At 73.2% G+C, this 17788-nt stretch carries 18 protein-coding genes and 1 pseudogene; 10 read left to right on the top strand and 9 right to left on the bottom strand.

The window, feature by feature from the left end:
- Positions 1-106 precede the first annotated feature (106 nt).
- From JF597_RS10255 to JF597_RS10240, 4 genes are all read left to right on the top strand, one after another.
- Positions 107-3157 carry a BTAD domain-containing putative transcriptional regulator gene (locus JF597_RS10255; protein WP_293992066.1) on the top strand — a complete coding sequence of 1017 codons (3051 nt, stop codon included), beginning with the start codon at positions 107-109 and terminating at the stop codon, positions 3155-3157.
- 179 nt (positions 3158-3336) lie between these two features.
- Positions 3337-4002 (top strand): M15 family metallopeptidase, encoded by a 666-nt coding sequence (locus tag JF597_RS10250; protein WP_293992064.1) that lies wholly within the window; start codon positions 3337-3339, stop codon positions 4000-4002.
- Between the two features lie 118 nt (positions 4003-4120).
- Positions 4121-4603 carry a sigma-70 family RNA polymerase sigma factor gene (locus JF597_RS10245; protein ID WP_293992062.1) on the top strand — a complete coding sequence of 161 codons (483 nt, stop codon included), beginning with the start codon at positions 4121-4123 and terminating at the stop codon, positions 4601-4603.
- An 87-nt stretch (positions 4604-4690) separates the two neighbouring features.
- Entirely contained in the window at positions 4691-5827 is a 1137-nt protein-coding gene (locus JF597_RS10240; RefSeq protein WP_293992060.1) for an NlpC/P60 family protein, read from the top strand.
- Positions 5828-5875: 48 nt separating this feature from the next.
- On the opposite strand, the gene JF597_RS10235 is transcribed toward JF597_RS10240, so the two are convergent.
- Positions 5876-6454, bottom strand: a complete 579-nt coding sequence (locus JF597_RS10235; protein WP_293992058.1) for a PadR family transcriptional regulator — start codon at positions 6452-6454, stop codon at positions 5876-5878.
- Positions 6455-6524: 70 nt separating this feature from the next.
- Between JF597_RS10235 and JF597_RS10230 the strand changes: the two genes are divergently transcribed.
- Positions 6525-6920: a nuclear transport factor 2 family protein gene (locus tag JF597_RS10230; protein WP_293992240.1), complete on the top strand. Its 396-nt coding sequence runs from the start codon at positions 6525-6527 to the stop codon at positions 6918-6920.
- Between the two features lie 27 nt (positions 6921-6947).
- On the opposite strand, the gene JF597_RS10225 is transcribed toward JF597_RS10230, so the two are convergent.
- Positions 6948-7388 (bottom strand): pyridoxamine 5'-phosphate oxidase family protein, encoded by a 441-nt coding sequence (locus JF597_RS10225; RefSeq protein ID WP_293992056.1) that lies wholly within the window; start codon positions 7386-7388, stop codon positions 6948-6950.
- Between the two features lie 317 nt (positions 7389-7705).
- Between JF597_RS10225 and JF597_RS10220 the strand changes: the two genes are divergently transcribed.
- Entirely contained in the window at positions 7706-8086 is a 381-nt protein-coding gene (locus tag JF597_RS10220; RefSeq protein WP_293992054.1) for an STAS domain-containing protein, read from the top strand.
- Between the two features lie 27 nt (positions 8087-8113).
- Here JF597_RS10220 and JF597_RS10215 read toward each other — a convergent pair whose 3' ends face one another.
- On the bottom strand, positions 8114-10498 hold the full coding sequence (locus tag JF597_RS10215; protein WP_293992052.1) for a phosphoketolase: 2385 nt from the start codon (positions 10496-10498) through the stop codon (positions 8114-8116).
- A gap of 41 nt (positions 10499-10539) precedes the next feature.
- Between JF597_RS10215 and ppk2 the strand changes: the two genes are divergently transcribed.
- The 3 genes from ppk2 to JF597_RS10200 all read left to right on the top strand — a co-directional run bounded on the left by ppk2 (position 10540) and on the right by JF597_RS10200 (position 14025).
- Entirely contained in the window at positions 10540-11343 is an 804-nt protein-coding gene (gene ppk2 / locus JF597_RS10210; RefSeq protein WP_293992050.1) for a polyphosphate kinase 2, read from the top strand.
- Positions 11344-11670: 327 nt separating this feature from the next.
- Positions 11671-13392: a SulP family inorganic anion transporter gene (sulP, locus tag JF597_RS10205; protein ID WP_293992048.1), complete on the top strand. Its 1722-nt coding sequence runs from the start codon at positions 11671-11673 to the stop codon at positions 13390-13392.
- 168 nt (positions 13393-13560) lie between these two features.
- Positions 13561-14025, top strand: coding sequence for a cyclic nucleotide-binding domain-containing protein (locus tag JF597_RS10200; RefSeq protein ID WP_293992046.1), 465 nt, complete (start codon positions 13561-13563; stop codon positions 14023-14025).
- Between the two features lie 364 nt (positions 14026-14389).
- Here the strand turns inward: JF597_RS10200 and JF597_RS10195 are convergent, their stop codons facing one another.
- On the bottom strand, positions 14390-14584 hold the full coding sequence (locus JF597_RS10195; protein ID WP_293992044.1) for a hypothetical protein: 195 nt from the start codon (positions 14582-14584) through the stop codon (positions 14390-14392).
- Here JF597_RS10195 and JF597_RS10190 point away from each other — a divergent pair.
- On the top strand, positions 14499-14822 hold the full coding sequence (locus JF597_RS10190) for a hypothetical protein (RefSeq protein WP_293992260.1): 324 nt from the start codon (positions 14499-14501) through the stop codon (positions 14820-14822). The two genes, JF597_RS10195 and JF597_RS10190, sit on opposite strands and share 86 nt — an antisense overlap.
- On the opposite strand, the pseudogene JF597_RS10185 reads toward JF597_RS10190, so the two are convergent.
- From JF597_RS10185 to hppD, 5 genes and pseudogenes are all read right to left on the bottom strand, one after another.
- Positions 14812-15188, bottom strand: a pseudogene (locus JF597_RS10185) (diaminobutyrate--2-oxoglutarate transaminase); the annotation flags it as partial. The gene JF597_RS10190 and the pseudogene JF597_RS10185 sit on opposite strands and share 11 nt — an antisense overlap.
- A gap of 51 nt (positions 15189-15239) precedes the next feature.
- Entirely contained in the window at positions 15240-15740 is a 501-nt protein-coding gene (locus JF597_RS10180) for a flavin reductase family protein (RefSeq protein WP_293992042.1), read from the bottom strand.
- A complete protein-coding gene (locus JF597_RS10175) occupies positions 15737-16240 on the bottom strand; it encodes a hypothetical protein (RefSeq protein WP_293992040.1) in 504 nt (167 codons plus the stop codon). The genes JF597_RS10180 and JF597_RS10175 overlap by 4 nt, the downstream gene beginning before the upstream one ends.
- A gap of 134 nt (positions 16241-16374) precedes the next feature.
- Positions 16375-16587 (bottom strand): alpha-hydroxy-acid oxidizing protein, encoded by a 213-nt coding sequence (locus JF597_RS10170; protein ID WP_293992238.1) that lies wholly within the window; start codon positions 16585-16587, stop codon positions 16375-16377.
- 96 nt (positions 16588-16683) lie between these two features.
- Positions 16684-17715, bottom strand: coding sequence for a 4-hydroxyphenylpyruvate dioxygenase (gene hppD, locus JF597_RS10165; protein WP_293992038.1), 1032 nt, complete (start codon positions 17713-17715; stop codon positions 16684-16686).
- Between the last annotated feature and the right edge of the window lie 73 nt (positions 17716-17788).

The following is a 17788-nucleotide window of genomic DNA, read 5'->3' as shown; positions in this document are numbered from 1 at the left end:
CCGGTGGGACGGAACGGTTCCGGACACGAGGGCCCGGTCGTCGGCCTGCCCCGACGGTGGCCGCCGATATCGTTGTCGGCATCCGCGGGGCAGCGATCGGGGACCAATGTTCGAAGTACGTCTGCTCGGCCCGGTGGAGGTCTGGGAGGGCGGCAGGCGGGCCCCGCTCGGTGGCTCCCGGCCGCTGGCCGTCCTCGCCGCGCTCGTCGTCCACCTGGGCGAGGTGATCTCCACCGAGCGCCTGGTGGACTTCGTCTGGGACGAGGAGGCGCCGGCCACCGCGGGCGCCCTGGTCGCCACCCATGTATCGGCCGTACGCCGGGCCCTGGCCCGGGTCGGCACGGCCGAGGTGATCCGCACCCGGCCCCCGGGCTACGTCGTCGATCTCGCGCCGGACCGGGTCGACGCCCGCCGCTTCGAGGAACTCCTCGCGACCGGGCGGTCCCTGGGGCGTACGGAGGAGGCCGCCGACGTCCTCGCCGAGGCGCTGGGGCTGTGGCGGGGCCGGGAGGCCCTGGAGGGGCTCGGGCAGTCGTTCGCCCGGATCGAGGCGGCCCGGCTCGCGGAGCTGCGGCTGGTGGCCCAGGAGGAGTCCTTCGGCCTGGCCCTGGAGCTGGACCGTGCGGACGGGGCCATCGCGCCGCTGCTCGCCCATGTGGCCGCGCATCCGTTGCGGGAGCGGCCGCGCGGTCAGCTGATGACCGCGCTGTTCCGCACCGGCCGGGTCTCCGACGCCCTGCGGGTCTACCAGGAGGGCCGGTCGGTGCTCCGCGACGAGCTGGGCATCGACCCGGGGCCCGAGCTGCGGGCGGTGCACCAGGCCGTCCTCACCCATGACACCGGTGTGCTGGGGACCGCGCGGGCCGCCCGGCCGCCGGTACCGGCGCCCCGAAGCGGGCGGCCCCGGCCCGCTCCCTCCCATCTCCCGCCGGACATCGCCGACTTCGTGGGCCGGGCGGAGCAGGTCAAGTGGGCGACGGAGCTGCTGCGCGGCGTCGGCGACCCCGGCCGGACCGCACCGCCGATCGGGGTGATCTCCGGGCGCTCGGGCATCGGCAAGACCGCCCTCGCGGTGCATGTCGGCCACCGCACCGCCGACCTCTTCCCGGACGGCCGTCTCTTCGTGGACCTGCGGGCCGCCGACACCACCCCGCTGGAACCCGCCGACGCACTGGCCCGCCTGCTGCGGGCCATGGGCGTCGACCCCGACACCCTGCCCTCCGGCGTCGAGGAGCTGACCGGCCTGTACCGCACCCACATCGGGCACCGGCGGACCCTGATCGTCCTGGACAACGCGGCCGGCGAGGCGCACCTGCGGCCCCTGCTCCCGCCGGGCCCCGGTGCCGCGGTCCTGGTCACCAGCCGCCGCCGGCTGGTGGCGCTGGAGGGCGCCGCCCATCTGGACCTCGCCGTCCCGGACGAGGCCGGGGCCCTCGACCTGCTCCGCCGGGTGGCCGGCGCGGGGCGGACCTGGGCGGAGCCGGAGCAGGCCGCCGAGATAGTCGCCCTGTGCGGGCGGCTGCCGCTCGCGGTGCGGATCGCCGGCGCCCGCCTCGCCGCCCGCCCGCACTGGGCACCCGGCCGGCTCGTCGGCCGGCTGCGCGACGAACGCCGCCGCCTCAACGAACTCAGCGCCGGGGACCTGGAGTTGCGCGCCAGCCTGGAGCTCGGCTACTCGGACCTCGACCCGCAGGAACGCCGGGCCCTGCGCCGCCTCGCCCTGCTGGACCTGCCCGACTTCGCGGCGTGGATCGCCGCTCCCCTGCTCGACATAGGGACGGAGGAGGCCGAGGAGGCCGTCGAGCGGCTGGTGGACTGCCACTTCATCGACGCGGTCGGCGTGGACGGCACCGGCCTCGCCCGTTACCGCATCCACGACCTCGCCCGCGAACACGCCCGCGAGCGCTGCCTCGTCGAGGAGAGCGCCGAGGACCGGGCGGCCGCGGTGCTGCGGCTGGCGGCGAGCTGGCTGGACCTCGCCCGGAAGGCGGCCGCCCGGGGCCCCGGCGGCGCGACCCGCCACTTCCCGGAACCGGCCGCCGTCCGCCCGCTCGGCCCGGAGACCGAGGAGGCGGTCCTCGCCCGGCCCGCGGCCTGGTTCGCCGCCGAGCAGGCGGGGCTGCTGGCCGCGGTGACGCACTGCGCCGACCACGGCATGGCCCGCACCGCCCGTGATCTCGCCGGGGCGCTGATCGCGAGTTCCGCCGCGTTGTACAACCAGTTCGACGCCTGGTCCCGGGCGCACACGGCGGCCATGGCGGCGGTACGGCGCGGCGGCGACGTGGAGGGCGAGGCCTGGCTCCTCGCCGGACTCGGCCAACTCCGGTACGAACAGGATCGGTTCGAGGACTCCTACGCCTACTTCTCGGACGCCTTGCGGCTGTTCGGGGAAAGGCTGCCGGACGGGGCGGCCGTGGCCCTCGCCGGTATGGGCACCGCCCGCCGCGAACAGGCCCGTTACCCCGAGGCGTTGGAGCTGCTGGAGGCCGCGCTGGAGCGGTACGGCGACATGGGCGACGCCGGTGCCCGGGCGGGCGTGCTGTACGGCATCGGCTACGTGCACCGCGAGCAGGGGCGCGGCCCGCAGGCCCGGGCGGCGCTGTCCGGGGCGCTCGCGCTGTACCGGGCGGCGGCCGACCTGCACGGCGAGGGCCTCACCCTGCGCTCGCTGGCCCTGTGCGACCGGGCCGAGGGCCGGTACGCCGAAGCCGAACGGCTCTTCCTCGACGCGCTGCGGATCTTCACCGGCCTGCACGACACCTTCGGCGTGATGTACACCGAACAGGCCCTGGCCAAGGTGGAGTTGCGCACCGGCCGGCCGGCGGAGGCGCGGCGGCGGCTGATGCGCTGCCTGACCGTGGCCCGGGAGCGCCAGGACCGGTTCGGCGAGGCGCTGGTGCTGCGCACGCTCGGAGAGCTGCGGCTGGCGGCCGGTGACACCGACGCGGCCCGGGAGCCGCTGGAGGTGGCGGCGGCCCTCTGGGCGGAGTTGGGGCTGCCGCTGTGGCGGGCCCGCACGGTGTGGGACCTGGCCGGGGTGTGGTCGGCGGACGGCGAGGCGGAACGGGCCCGGGCGGAGCGGGCTCAGGCGCTGGAGGTCTTCCGGTCGGTTGGCGCGCGGGAGGCGTGGGAGCGCGCGGGCGACGAGGTGCCGTAGCCGCGTCCCGGCCGCGTGGGCGCCCGGCCGTGGCCCCCGGACCCCGGCCGCACGAAGGGCGAGGCGTGGGGCGGGGGACGCGTGGCACGTGGCGCCGGATCCGCGCTGCAGATGGCCTGGTGACGCGCTTGCAGGGAAGCTGCAGAGCAATTGCAGGGGCCCCGGGCACGCTGTTCTGCGTGACGGACATCATCACGCTCTCCGACTCCCGGGTCGCCGAGGTCACCGAGCAGGAGTGCGGTGAACCGCTGGTCGACCTGCGGGAGGCGCCCGGCCTGCGGATCGACCTCCGGCAGGCCGACGCCGACGGCAGCTACGCGCACCTGCGCCTCGGGGCGCTGCGCCGGCTGCTCCAGGCGCAGTCGCTGCTGCCCGCCGGGATCCGGTTCCTGGTGGTCGAGGGGTACCGGCCGCCCGATCTCCAGCGCCGCTACTTCGAGCAGTACGCGGCGACTCTGCGCGCGGCCCACCCCGACGCCGGTCCGGACCGGATCCGCGAGCTGGCCAGCGCCTACATCTCCCCGCCCGAGGTGGCCCCGCACGTGAGCGGCGGGGCGGTGGACCTGACCCTGTGCACCGCCGGCGGCACCGAGCTGCCGCTGGGCACGGAGGTCAACGCCACCCCGGAGGAGAGCGCGGGCGCCTGCCGTACCGGGGCACCGAACGTCGGCGCCGAGGCGCGCGCCCACCGCGCGTCGATGAGCCGGGCGCTGACCACGGCCGGCTTCGTCAACTACCCCACCGAGTGGTGGCACTGGTCCTACGGCGACCGGTACTGGGCCCTGCTGAGCGGGGCACCGGCCGCCCGCTACGGGCCCGCCGCCGCACCCGTCCGGCCCGCGTGACCGACGGACCGGGCACCTCTCTCACGACCGACGAAACCAACGGGGGACGACAGTGGAAAGCCATGGCGGCACGTGTACGCAGGACCCGCGCGACGATGCGAACGGCGTCGTCGAGTCCATGAGCCCGGGAGAGTTCGACGCCTCTTTCACCGCCGACATGCCCAGACTGCGCAGACGGCTGCTCGCCCTGACCGGCAACCCGCACGACGCCGACGACCTCCTCCAGGAGACGTATCTGCGGCTCTCCAGGCGGGCCCGGGCCCAGAACCTGACGCCCCAGCAGCATCCGTACGCCTACGCCTGCACGGTCGCGCTGAACCTGCTGCGCGACTCCTGGCTGCACCCCTCCCGCCGGGAGCGCACCACCGACCGGCTGCCCGAGGCCGGCTGGGACGGCGGACTGGGCACGTACGAGGCCTCCGCCACCGCCCTCGCGCTGCTGAGCGTGCTCTCGCCGAAGGAGGCCGCCGCGGTGATCCTCGTCGATCTCGAGGGGCTCACCCACGACACGGCCGGGGAACGGCTCGGCGCCCATCGCGGCACCGTCCAGCGCAACCGGATGCGGGCGCTGGCGAAGATGCGCGCGGCGCTGGCCGGCTGAACTCCGGGTGCCGCGCCCCCACGGGGGTGGGGCGCGGCACCCGGTGGATCCGCCCGACCCCCGCACCCGGCTCCACGTCGACGAAGGATGCAGACCTTGAACCTCACCACGCCCGTCAGGACGCTCGCGGTGGCCGCCGCGCTGGCCATGGCCCCGCTGCTGCCCGTCACCGCGCACGCCGCCGCCCAGGACACCTCGTGCGGGGTACTGGCCTCCGGCGCCTCGGCCACCGCGCAGGCCGCCGTCCAGGCCGCCTGCTCCCAGATCGGCGTCTGGTACAGCTGGGGCGGCGGCCACGGCGCCACGCCCGGTGCGACGTACGGCTACTACGACGGCTCCGACCCGGACAGCCTGCACGACAACGAGCGCATGGGTTTCGACTGTTCGGGCCTGATGCGGTACGCGTACTACCGGGCGACCGGCACGGACCTGCTCAACGGCACCGCCGACGACCAGTTCCACAGCCCGCAGGCCTCGGCCCGCTTCTCGGCGGGCCAGGGCACGGCTCCGCTGGTCCCCGGTGACCTGATGTTCTGGGGCAGCGGGTACGTCCACCACGTCGCCATGTACCTGGGCGCCGGGCAGATGGTCGAGGCGTACGAGTCCGGCACCCACATCCGGGTGACCCCGGTCCGCACGGGCGGCGACTACGCGGGCGCGATCCGCATCAACCCGTCCGGCACGCCGGTGCCGCCGCCGGCGAACGGGGGCTCGACCTTCCAGACCTGGGGCACGGGCGTGCACACGCACTCCACGCCGAGCGTGCACGCCTCGGTCGTCGACACCTTCGCCGGCCCCACGCAGGTCTCCGTGCAGTGCCAGGAGCACGCGGAGGAGGTGAGCGCGGAGGGCTACACCAACGACATCTGGGCCAAGCTGGCCGACGGCTCCTGGATGACCAACATCTACATCAAGGGCCCGGCCGAGCTGCCCGGCATCCCGGACTGCGGCGGCGACAGCCCGACGCCGCCGGGCGGGGGCAGCACGGCGTTCCAGACCTGGGGCACGGGCGTGCGCACGCACAGCGAGCCCAACGTGAACGCCGGTGTCGTCGACTACTTCGCCCAGCCGACGACGGTGAACGTGGTCTGCCAGACGCACGCCCAGAGGGTCACCGCCGAGGGGTACGTCAACGACGCCTGGTCCAAGCTGACCAACGGCGCGTGGATGACGAACATCTACATCAAGGGCCCGGCCTGGCTGCCAGGGGTCGCCACCTGCTGACCGGGTCCCCTGCGGGGCGCCCGGCGAGTCGGGCGCCCTGTGGGCCGTCTATTCACTGTGTTGTATATGCCGAGCCGCCCGCTGCGCCAGCCTCCGCAGGGCCAGATCCCCCCACTGGAGGTTCTCCCGCTCGTAGGACATCCCGCGCAGCAGGGTGAGGTACGGGCCGACGCGGTCCGCCTCGGCGAAGTACGCCTCCTCGGACCGGCCGGCGAGGAGACGCTGCCGGATCCGCTCGTAGCGGGCGAGTTTCGCGGTGGCCCACTCCATGCGTTCGGCGACGGCCGTCCGGACCGCCTCGATGTCACCGGCGTCGGCGCACTGCACCTTGACCAGCAGCTCGTCGCGGACCACCGCGGGCCGGCCCGGGGGCTCGGCCGTGTAGGCGCGTACCGCCTCGCGGCCGGCGTCCGTCAGCGAGTACAGCCGCTTGTTGGGCCTGCGCTCCTGCTCGACGACGCGGGCGGCGACCAGTCCGTCCGCCTCCATGCGCTCCAGTTCGCGGTAGAGCTGCTGGGGCGTCGCCGTCCAGAAGTTGGCGACCGTCGCGTCGAACCCCTTCGCGAGGTCGTACCCGGATGCCTCGCCCTCCAGGAGGGCGGCCATCAGCGCGTTCCGCAGAGCCATGTGAGCACGCTAGCATGCACCTACTCAACTTTTTGACTAGGTGAGGTGGACCATGCATTCCGCGCACCCCGTGCACCCCTTCCGCGAGGCCGTCGAGAACGGCGACATGGACGCGGTGGCCGCCCTGCTCGCCGACGACGTCGTCTTCACCAGCCCGGTCGCCTTCAAGCCGTACCCGGGCAAGGCGATCACGGCCGCGATCCTGCGCGCGGTGTCGCAGGTGTTCGAGGACTTCGCCTACATACGGGAGATCGCGAACCCGGACGGCCGCGACCACGCCTTCGTGTTCACGGCCACGGTCGCCGGCAAGCAGCTCCAGGGCTGCGACTTCCTGCACTTCGACGAGGACGGGCGGATCGACGAGTTCACGGTGATGGTGCGCCCGCTGTCGGCCGCACAGGCGCTGTCCGAGGCGATGGGCGCCCGGTTCGACCAGATCGCCCAGGAGGCCTCCGCCGCGCGGTGACTGCGACGACCGCGGGGCGCGGCGGGGTCACGAGATCGGATCCAGGCCGTACCGGGTGCGGCCGCCGGTCAGTTCCCGTCCGGTGACCAGTTCCGGCTCAATGCGGACGAAGACCTCCCGCGGGGACGGAACCCAGGACCTCGGGCCCTCCCGGACGAGCCGCGCGTGTTCACCGGGGTCCCTGACCACGGCCGCGCGGCCGGTCACGACGACGCTCCAGCCGGCCTGTGCGACGGCGTCGACCTCGTCGGCCTCGAACGCGACGACCGAACCGTCGACGGCCCGCACCAGCTCCGAGGCCTCGGACGTGCGCAGGACCACCGCTCCGTCGCGGTCCACTCCGAAGTTGACGGGCAGCACGGCCGGCAGCGCCCCGCGCGTGTGGACGATGCGGCCGACCGGCACGCCGCCGAGCAGCCGCAGGCACTCTTGCCGGTCGAGTTCACGGAATCCGTCGTTGGCATACATCGGCCGTCTCGTCTCCCAGCTCTCCCACGACGGCGTCCACGCGTACGACGGCGTCGGCGGGCTTCTTGATGATCCGCTGCGGGGACCGGCGGCCGGCGGGCCCCGGGTAAACGCCGGGACCTCGACGGTACCGCCCCGCCCGTCCACTTTGTCCCGGACCGGTGGGGTCCGCTTGGGCCGTTCGGCCCCAGTCCGCCGCCGGACGGGCCCTCCCGCGCCGGCGCCCGGCAAGACGGGCCGTTCGGGCCCGCCGCCGGGACGTCCAGGGGGCCGAACGGCCCTTCCGCGCGACCCGCCGGCTGGTCTTCGCTTTCCCCATGGCCGACAACCACACGAGGTCCGCGGCGTACCGCACGACCCGTACCGACGGGGGCACGACCGTCGTCACCCTGCAGGGCGACCTCGACCTCCGGGCGGTTCCGGCTCTCTGCGCGGCCCTCGACCACCTGACGTCCGGTACCGAGCCCGATCTGGTGCTCGACCTGAGCCCCGTCTCGTTCATCGACTGCTCCGGCCTCGGCCTCCTGTGCCGGGCCCGCAACCGGGTCCGGTACCGCGTCGGCAGACTGCGCCTGGTCACGCCGGAGGACGACTTCCGCCGGCTGCTGCACCGGACGGGGCTGGGCGACGCCTTCGAGCTGTATCACGCCCTCCCCGACGCCCTCGCCGCCCCGGACGCGTCCGGGGCGGTCGCCTGACCGGGACGGGACGGAGAGCAGGGGCGTTCAGCCGTTCCAGGTCCAGTCGGCGACCTCGGGCAGGTCGGTGCCGTGCTCGCGGATCCAGGCCTGGTGGCGGGTGCGGGCGTCGGCCATCTGCTGGCGCAGGGCGGCGGCGCGGACGGCGAGGCCGGGGACACGGTCGATGACGTCCATGACCAGCCGGTAGCGGTCCAGGTCGTTGCGGACGACCATGTCGAACGGCGTGGTCGTGGTCCCGGACTCCTTGTAGCCGCGCACGTGCAGGTGCGGATGGCCGGTACGGCGGTAGGCGAGGCGGTGGATCAGCCAGGGGTAGCCGTGGTAGGCGAAGATCACCGGTTTGTCGGCGGTGAACAGGCCGTCGTACTCGAAGTCGGTCATCCCGTGCGGGTGCTCGTCCTTCGGCAGCAGCCGGGTCATGTCGACGACGTTGACCACGCGTACGGCCAGCTGGGGCAGGTTGCGGCGGAGCAGCTGGGCGGCGGCGAGGATCTCCTGGGTGGGCACGTCACCCGCGCAGGCCAGCACGACGTCGGGCTCGCGGGTGCCGTTCTCGGTGCCCGCCCACTCCCAGATCCCGGCGCCGCGCGCACAGTGCACGCGGGCCTGCTCCATGGAGAGCCAGTCGAAGCAGGGCTGTTTGCCGGCCACGATGACGTTGACGTAGTCCCGGCTGCGCAGCGCGTGGTCGGCCACCGAGAGCAGGGTGTTGGCGTCCGGCGGGAGGTAGACGCGCACGACCTCGGGGCTCTTGTTGAGGACGTGGTCGACGAAACCGGGGTCCTGGTGCGAGAAGCCGTTGTGGTCCTGGCGCCACACGTGCGAGGTCAGCAGGTAGTTGAGGGAGGCGATCGGCGCCCGCCAGGGCAGCTGCCTGGACGTCTTCAGCCACTTGATGTGCTGGTTGACCATCGAGTCGACGATGTGCACGAACGCCTCGTAGCAGGAGAACAGCCCGTGCCGGCCGGTGAGGAGGTAGCCCTCCAGCCAGCCCTGGCAGGTGTGTTCGGAGAGGATCTCCATCACCCGGCCGTGCCGGTCCAGGTGCTCGTCGACCGGCAGCAGCCCCGCCTGCCAGGCCTTGCCGCTGGCGCCGTAGACGGCCTGCAGCCGGTTGGACGCCGTCTCGTCCGGGCCGACCAGCCGGAAGTCTCGGCGCGCCCCGGTGTCCTTCATGACCTGAGCCAGGAGGTCGCCGAGCACCCGGGTGGGCTCGTGCAGGGCCGTACCCGGCTTGTCGACGGGGACGGCGAACTCGTCGAGGTCGGCCAGGGGCAGGTCGTGGACGAGCAGCCCGCCGTTGGCGTACGGCGACGCACCCAGGCGCCGTGCCCCCTCCGGGACACAGGCGAGCACGTCGGCGACGGGCCGGCCGCCGGCACCGAAGAGTTCCTCGGGCCGGTACGACCGCAGCCACGCCTCCAGTTGCCGCAGGTGCTCCGGATTCTCCCGGACGCCGGCCAGCGGGACCTGGTGGGCCCGCCAGGTGCCCTCGACGGGAACCCCGTCCACCTCGGCCGGACCGGTCCACCCCTTCGGCGTACGCAGCACGATCACCGGCCAGTGCACGCGCTCGGCGACCCCCTCCTCGCGCGCCGACCGCTGCATCACCGCGATCCGGTCCAGCGCGTCGTCCATCGCCGCCGCCATGGCCCGGTGCACCTCGCGCGGGTCGTCGCCCGTGACATGGATCGGCTCATGGCCGTAGCCGCGCAGCAGTTCGTCGAGTTCGGACTCGGGCAGGCGGGCCAGCACGGTCGGGTTGGCGATCTTGTAGCCGTTGAGGTGCAGGATCGGCAGGACGGCGCCGTCGTGGACCGGGTCGAGGAACTTGTTCGAGTGCCAGGAGGCGGCCAGCGGCCCGGTCTCCGCCTCACCGTCGCCGATCACACAGGCGACCAGCAGGTCCGGGTTGTCCAGGGCCGCGCCGTAGGCGTGGGAGAGGGAGTAGCCCAGCTCGCCGCCCTCGTGGATGGAGCCGGGCGTCTCCGGGGCCACGTGGCTCGGCACACCGCCGGGGAAGGAGAACTGCTTGAACAGCCGTGCCATGCCGGCGGCGTCCCGTGAGACATCGGGGTAGGTCTCGCTGTAGCTGCCCTCCAGCCAGGAGTTGGCCAGCACCGACGGGCCACCGTGACCCGGCCCCCACACGCACAGCGCGTCCAGGCCACGCGCCCTGATCACCCGGTTGAGGTGGGTGTACACCAGGTTCAGACCCGGCGACGTGCCCCAGTGGCCGAGCAGCCGGGGCTTGATGTGCTCGGGCCGCAGCGGCTCGGTGAGCAGCGGGTTGGACATCAGGTAGATCTGGCCCGCCGCCAGGTAGTTGGCGGCACGCCAGTGCGCGTCCAGGGTGCGCAGTTCCTCGTCGGACAGTACGGTGGCGTCCTGGTGTTCGACCTTGGACATCGGATGGCTCCATGGGTAGGTCATCGGGCGGTGGAGGCGGCATGGCCGGCAAGCGGGCGGCGGAGCTGCCGCGCAAGGTGTACGAGGCGGAACTGCTGCGGTTGCAGACCGAATTGGTGAAGCTGCAGGAGTGGGTGCGGGCCACGGGCGCACGTCTTGTTGTGATCTTCGAGGGACGGGACGCGGCCGGCAAAGGCGGAACGATCAAACGGGTGACCGAGCACCTCAATCCGCGCATCGCCCGGATCGCGGCGCTGCCGAAGCCCACCGAGCGCGAGCGCACCCAGTGGTACTTCCAGCGGTACGCGGAACACCTCCCGGCGGCCGGGGAGATCGTGCTGTTCGACCGGTCCTGGTACAACCGGGCCGGCGTCGAGCACGTGATGGGTTTCTGTACGCGGGAGGAGTACCAGCTCTTCCTGAGGCACTGCCCGATCTTCGAACGGATGCTGGTCGAGTCCGGGACCCTGCTGCGCAAGTACTGGTTCTCGGTGAGCGACACCGAGCAGCAGGAGCGGTTCCGCAAGCGCCTGGACGATCCGCTGCGGCGCTGGAAGCTCTCGCCGATGGACCTGGAGTCGATCACCCACTGGGAGGCCTACTCCCGGGCGAAGGACGAGATGCTGATCCACACCGACGTCACCGACGCGCCCTGGTACATCGTGGAGAGCGACGACAAGCGCCGGGCCCGGCTGAACATGATGGCCCACCTGCTGTCGACCGTGCCGTACCACGACGTGCCACCGCCGGTGCTGGAACTCCCGAAGCGGCCGCCGTCGACCGGCTACGAGCGTCCGCCGAGGGATCTGCAGACCTACGTCCCCGACCACGCGTCGAGCCTCTGAGAGAGCGGGCCGCCGGCCGAGGACGGCGGGTGGGACTCGGCGCGATGGCCGAGGCCCGGGACGGCGGTACGCGGCACGATCTTCACCTCCTGGGCCGTGGGGCCCCAACGGGACTTCTTCGACGGATCCGTCTCCAGCGTCGTGTCCGGGGCGTTCCCGGGGCAGGGGCCACTGGTCCCGGACCGGGGCCGCTCGGCCCATGCCCGGGACCGGGGCGGCACGGTCCACGGCTCCGGACCGGCTCCGGAGGCCGGATCGCCAAGGCCGGCACCGACGGGTTCCGGGACACCGGACGCACATACCGGGACACCGGACGGAAGGCGACGCATGACCCACGGCAGCGGCGGACACCCTGGGTGGCACCGGCTCGTGCCCGGACTCGTCTCGCTGCTCGGCTACCGGCGCGCCTGGCTGAAGGGAGACCTGCTGGCCGGGGTGACCGTCGCCGCGTACCTGGTGCCGCAGGTCATGGCCTACGCCGGGGTGGCCGGGCTGCCCCCGGTCGCCGGACTGTGGGCGATCCTGCCCGCCCTGGCCCTGTACACGGTGTTCGGCTCCTCGCGGCTGCTGTCGGTCGGCCCGGAGTCGACGACCGCCCTGATGACGGCCACCGTGGTCGCCCCGCTCGCCGCCGGCGACCCCGGCCGGTACGCGGTCCTGGCGGCCGGCCTCGCCGCCACCGTCGGACTGCTCTGCCTGGTCGCGTGGGCCGTCCGCCTGGGCTTCCTGGCGGACCTGCTCTCCCGCCCCGTCCTGATCGGCTACCTGGCCGGCGTCGCCCTGATCATGGTCGTGGACCAGCTGCCCAAACTCACCGGAGTACCCGGGACGGGAACCGAGTTCTTCCCCCAACTCTGGTCGTTCTTCACCCACCTGGGCGACGCCCATGCGGCGACCGTGGTCTTCTCGGCGTCGGCGCTGCTCTTCCTCCTCGTCGTCACGCGGTACTTCCGGGTGCTCCCCGGCCCGCTGCTGACCGTGATCCTGGGCACGGCGGCGGTGGTGGCGTTCGACCTCGACGGCCGTTACGGCATCAAGGTCATCGGCACCGTCCCGGCGGGGCTGCCCGCCCTCGCCGTGCCCGACCCGACCGAGCTGCCGCGCCTGGTCCTTCCCGCCCTCGGGGTTCTTCTGGTGGCGTACACGGACTTCATCCTCACCGCCCGCGCGTTCGCCGGCCGCGGCCCCGACGAGGGGCCCGGGCTCGACGCCGACCAGGAGTTCCTGGCCCTCGGCGCGGCCAACCTCGGCGCGAGCGCCCTGCACGGATTCCCGGTGAGCAGCAGCGCCAGCCGTACCGCGCTGGCCACCTCGGCGGGGGCCCGCAGCCAGGCGTACTCGCTGGTCGCCGGCGCGCTCGTCCTCGCGGTCCTGCTCTTCCTCAGCCCCCTCCTCACCCGGACGCCCGCCGCGGTGCTCGGCGCCCTGGTGGTCTACGCGGCGACCCGCATGACCGACCTGGCCGGCTTCCGGCGCCTGGCCGCCTTCCGCCGCCGCGAACTGCTCCTCGCCCTCGGCTGCCTGGCCGGGGTCCTCGCCCTGGACATCCTGTACGGCGTACTGGTCGCCGTCGGCCTGTCGGTCGCCGAACTGCTCACCCGAGTGGCCCGGCCGCACGACGCGGTCGAGGGCCTGGTGCCCGGCGTGGCCGGCATGCACGACATCGACGACTACCCCACCGCCCGCACGATCCCCGGTCTCCTGGTCTACCGCTACGACTCGCCCCTGCTCTTCGCCAACGCCGAGAACTTCCACCGCCGGGCGCTGGCCGCCGTCGACGAGCAGACCACGCCCGTCCGCTGGTTCCTCCTCAACACGGAGGCCAACGTGGAGGTCGACATCACCGCCCTCGACGCGGTGGACGCGCTGCGCCGCGAACTGATCGCGCGCGACGTCGTGTTCGCCCTCGCCCGGGTGAAGCAGGACCTGCTGGACAGCCTGGAGGCGTACGGCCTCGCGGACGCGGTCGGCCACGACCGCATCTTCCCGACCCTGCCGACGGCGGTGACGGCGTACCGCGCATGGCTGGCGGAACGGCCGGATCGGTAGGACGGGGACCGGGCACGGCTGTGCGGGGGCCGGGGAGCGGGCCGCCCGGTCCGAGGCCGTCCCGAAGGTCCCGGGCCCGGGGACCGCTCGGCCCATGGCGGGCGCCGTCCCGGCACCGCACGCTGGCAGTGGTGGCCCGTACCCACGTCCCGTCCCGGGAGGCATGCCATGGACACCCCGTCGACCCCCAGCACGCTGCGCGCGCTGTCCGCCGGCCATCAGCGGCAGCTGATGCGCCACGCCCGGGAGGTCGCCTTCCCGCAGGGCACGCGGCTCTTCGAGGAAGGCGGTCACGCCGACCGGTTCTGGATCATCCGCACCGGCCGCGTCGAACTCGACATGCACGTCCCGGGCCGCCGGGCGGCCGTCATCGAGAGCCTCGGGCACAACGAGCTCATCGGCTGGTCCTGGCTGTTCGCGCCGCCCGTCTGGCACCTGGGCGCCGAGGCCACCACGCCGGTCCGCGCCTACGAGTTCGACGCCGCGACCGTCCTGGCCCTGTGCCAGGAGGACCCGGCGCTGGGCAACGCGATCAGCCAGTGGGTGGGCCAGGTGCTCGCGCACCGCCTGCGCGCCTCCCGCAAACGGCTGCTGGACCTGTACGCCCCGTACGGCGCCGGCGCGAGCGTCTGAAGGCGGCGCACCTGAACACCGGCGGCGGGCTCACCCGGAGCAGCCGCGACTTCCGCCGCTGCTGCCCGACCGGCTCTTCCTCGGCAAGGACGAGCAGTTGGTACGTGCCTTCGGCGCCGACGTCGTACTGCCGCGCGGGAGCGGCTTCCCTGAACCGGTGCGCAAGGAGGCTCCCAACGGCATCGGCGGGCTCGTCGAAACCCGCGGGGCGGGTCCTGCCCGGCAGCGTGATCACGGCCACGGCCGCGGGAGCCGGTGAGGGGCGGGTCGTGACGAGGCTCCCGTCACGACCCGCCGAGGGAGTCACGGGCGAGGCGCCCGGGGGATTCGACGCCCCTCCCGCACTCCCCGCCCAGGTGCCGGATCAGGCCTTTCCGGCCTCGTTGAGGGATCCGGCGGGCGCCGCGGGGGGTGCCGCGGCGGCCGCGGCCGCGCTGCGGTGCTCGGCCACGGCGAGGAGGATCGCCGGCAGAGTGGCCGCGACCCCGATCGCCAGCACCCGGCCGAAGGTCACTCCGAAGCCCTGCGCCTGGTCGCCCGGCGAGTGGGCGGCCTGCAACTGCTACTGGAGCACGACGGCGAGGGAGCCGGGCTTCGCATCGTGGGAGGCGTTCAACCGACGTGCCTGGCAGGAGTCCGTCGATCTCCTCCAAGAGGAACAGCCCGCGATCAAGGGCCAGTTCGATGACGCCGAGTCCCGAAGCCAGGTGCTGCGCCGGGCCCGCTACGTCGAACTGCCGTCGTCGGACCACCTCGTGTGGGAGATGGCCGTGCTGCGCAGGTGTGGCGGCCGGTGACCTTCCGGGCGAGCTTGAGCGCGGCTTCGACGGCGCTGGTGCCGCCGGGGCCGCGGAACTGGACGCGGTAGTCCAGGCTGCGGGGGTGAGCACCAGGTCGCGCAGGCGTTCCAGGAAGACGCGCTTGGCGGTGGTGTGCATGTCGAGTCCGTGGGTGACGCCGTCCCCGGAGAGGTAGTCCATTGGCGTGGCCTTGACTTCGGGCGGATTGCGCCCGCAGTTGAGGGCGCCGGCACCGGCGAAGAAGTCGGTGAAGGACCGTCCGGACTCGTCGCGCAGGACGGCGCCGCGTCCGGTGGTGAACACGGTGGGCCAAGCCCTGCTGTAACTGCGGACCTCTGATTCCACGGTGCCGTAGATGCTCATGCTCGAATCCTGTCCTGGTGCGTGCGGGTGGGACAGGTGGCGTGGCCGGGGTCAGCCGGCTACGGCGCGCTGGTGGCGCTGGTAAAGCACCAGGGCCGCGGCGGTGGGGTCCTGCGCGGTCCACAGGACCCGGCCGATCAGCAGGGTGTGGTCGAGCACGGTGGGCGCCTGGTCGAGGCGGCACACCACGGTTGCGGCGGTCGCCGTCAGGACCGGGCAGCCCTGCTCGTGCCGGTGGGGGACGCCGTCGAAACGTTCCGCCGCGGGAAGCCGGGCGAAACGGTGCATCAAATCCCTTTGCTGCCAGCTGAGGATGTTGACCGCGAAGCGGCCGTATGTGCGGGCGTGCCGTACGGTGCGGCCGCTGGTGGCGAGCGAGACGAGCACCGAGGGCGGTTCGGTGGACAGGGAGAGCACCGCGTTGGCGGTGCAGCCGACCGGGCCGTCGGGTCCGGCGGTGGTGATGACCGCGACGCCGGTGGCGAGCTGCGCCATGGCGGAGCAGAACTCCTCACGGCCGGGCAGCGCGGTGGGGGTGGTGGGCGCGGTCACGTCACCGGGTTCCTTCCGGGAGGCGGGTGCGGTGGATGCCGGTGGCGGGCGGGCCCTTGGGGGCGGGGCGGGCCGGACACGGCTGGGCGGGCGGTGTTCAGGGTGGCCTGGACGGCCTTGCGGTCGGTCTTTCCGTTGAGGTTGAGGGGCAGTTCGGGCAGGCGCAGCAGGGTGTGGGGCACCCCGTAGGCGGGCAGCCGCTCCTGCAGGGCCGCGAGCAGCGGGGTGGGGTCGGGGGCGTCTCCGGTGTAGACGGCTTCAAGCAGTTCGACGCGGTAGCCGCTGATTTTGACCTGGGTGTCGAGGCGGCGAGCAGCAGCCGCAGCAGTGCCCGGCCGGCCAGGTGCTCGCGGGCCCGCCAGGCCGCCATGCCGGCGGCCGAACGGTATTCCTCGGGGCGCGCCGCCACACGGCCGCGGGCGTCGCCAGCACGGCGTCCACGGGTGACAGGGCGACGACGACGCCGGGAGCCGGTGTCCACAGGCGGGCCCAGGGCGCACCGGGCGGGCCTACGGATCGGGCGCCCAACTGGCGCCGGGCGGGGGCGCGGCGGCCGACGGGAGAGGGACGGTGTCAGGCAAGGGGGGTCTCCTGGTCCAGCAGGCTGAGCGAGCCGTTGGCCAGATGCAGCCGGTCATTGCCGTAGTTCAGCGAGGCAGACCGCAGATCGCGCAGGGCGCGCTCCAGGCCGAGCGCTGGTGGCGCAGGTAGCCCGGTGACGACCGAGAATACGGGTCGCGATGACGGGAGTACCGGCGTCGGTAAGGACGCCGGGATGCAGCCAGAGGCGGTCGTACGCCTCGGTGTTGGCGCACAGCGTCCGCTCCTCGCCCGGCCCCCCCTCCAGGAAACCCCAGGTCTCCGGGGCCAGCCGGGCGCGGGCGAGGTGCGAAGTCGTGCAGGGTGAAAGCGTCCTCGGCCACCGGTCCCGGAGCCGCGCGGGTCATTCGGCGTTCAGCCGGTCGCGCTCCACGGCCTCGTAGAGGGCCCTGATGTTGGAGCTGCCGAAACCGCGGGAGCCGCGTCGCTGGATGAGTTCGTAGAAGAGGGTGTTGCGCTCGTAGGGCGAGCGGCTGAACAGCTGGAGCAGATAGCCCCATTCGTCCCGGTCGGCGAGAACGTGGGCGGCCCGCAGGGAATCGATCTCCGAGTGCAGCCCATCGTGCCGTTCGAGGAGCATGTCGTAGTAACTGGCAGGCGTGTTCAGGAACTCCACGCCCCGGCCACGGAATGCGTGCACGGTGGGCACGATGTCGTCGACGAGGAACGCCAGGTGCTGGACGCCCGGGCCCGCGTTGCGTTCCAGGTAGGCGTCGAGCTGTCCGGACCCGAGGCGGGGGTCCGGCGCGACGAGGGTGAAGGTGACACGGCCCGACGCGCTGCGGACGACGATGGAGTCCATGGCCTGTCCTCCGACGTCCACGTACTCCGAGGAGTAGCGGGAGAACCCGAAGGCGTCCCGGTAGAGGTCGGCGTACGCCTCCAGGGTGCCGCCCTCCAGGCAGACGGCGACGTGGTCGAGCAGGCGGATGGGGTCAGGGCGGGACTGCCGTGTGCCCGGGGTGGGCTCGGGTATCCAGGGACGGTCGTCGGGCAGGGCCGGACCGGCGTTTTCGGCTACGGGCAGCAGGGTGTGGCAGACGTCCCCGAATCCCGAGACCACCGTGGGACTTCTCGTTCCCGGCGTGACGATCCTCGCCCCGGCCGCCGCTGCCGCCTCCCGGGTACGTACGACGTCGTCGCAGCGCAGGGCGATGTCCGCGACGCCGTCGCCATGGGCGTCCAGGAACTTCCAGGTCGCCGGGCCCGAGGAGACGACGAGGCGTACGTCTCCCTGCCGCAGGAACACCGAGCTTCGTTCGGGCTCCGTGGACCTGGCCACCTGGCTGAAACCCATCGACGCCTGGAAATAGCCGACGGTGTCCTGTTCATCGCTGGTGAGCAGTTCGACATAGGCGATGTCGCGCACTGTCATTTTGAGAACCCTCTCGAAAGCAGAATGGCCAGGAGCGGCCCGCCCGAGCAGCGGCGATTCCTGTGCCGTGAAT

It is taken from the genome of Streptomyces sp., from assembly GCF_019510245.1.
In the GTDB taxonomy this organism is placed as follows: domain Bacteria; phylum Actinomycetota; class Actinomycetes; order Streptomycetales; family Streptomycetaceae; genus Streptomyces.
The sequence above is the reverse complement of the archived record's forward strand: the minus strand, read 5'-3'. Positions and strand labels throughout refer to the sequence as shown.

What these genes read in the sequence shown, in the direction of transcription:
- JF597_RS10220 (WP_293992054.1), top strand. Translation starts at nt 7,706, where the DNA reads ATGGCCGACAACCACACGAGGTCCGCGGCGTACCGCACGACCCGTACC.
- hppD (WP_293992038.1), bottom strand. Translation starts at nt 17,715, where the DNA reads ATGACAGTGCGCGACATCGCCTATGTCGAACTGCTCACCAGCGATGAA.
- JF597_RS10235 (WP_293992058.1), bottom strand. Translation starts at nt 6,454, where the DNA reads ATGGCTCTGCGGAACGCGCTGATGGCCGCCCTCCTGGAGGGCGAGGCA.
- JF597_RS10200 (WP_293992046.1), top strand. Translation starts at nt 13,561, where the DNA reads ATGGACACCCCGTCGACCCCCAGCACGCTGCGCGCGCTGTCCGCCGGC.
- JF597_RS10240 (WP_293992060.1), top strand. Translation starts at nt 4,691, where the DNA reads ATGCAGACCTTGAACCTCACCACGCCCGTCAGGACGCTCGCGGTGGCC.
- JF597_RS10255 (WP_293992066.1), top strand. Translation starts at nt 107, where the DNA reads ATGTTCGAAGTACGTCTGCTCGGCCCGGTGGAGGTCTGGGAGGGCGGC.
- ppk2 (WP_293992050.1), top strand. Translation starts at nt 10,540, where the DNA reads ATGGCCGGCAAGCGGGCGGCGGAGCTGCCGCGCAAGGTGTACGAGGCG.
- JF597_RS10215 (WP_293992052.1), bottom strand. Translation starts at nt 10,498, where the DNA reads ATGTCCAAGGTCGAACACCAGGACGCCACCGTACTGTCCGACGAGGAA.
- JF597_RS10245 (WP_293992062.1), top strand. Translation starts at nt 4,121, where the DNA reads ATGAGCCCGGGAGAGTTCGACGCCTCTTTCACCGCCGACATGCCCAGA.
- sulP (WP_293992048.1), top strand. Translation starts at nt 11,671, where the DNA reads ATGACCCACGGCAGCGGCGGACACCCTGGGTGGCACCGGCTCGTGCCC.
- JF597_RS10225 (WP_293992056.1), bottom strand. Translation starts at nt 7,388, where the DNA reads ATGTATGCCAACGACGGATTCCGTGAACTCGACCGGCAAGAGTGCCTG.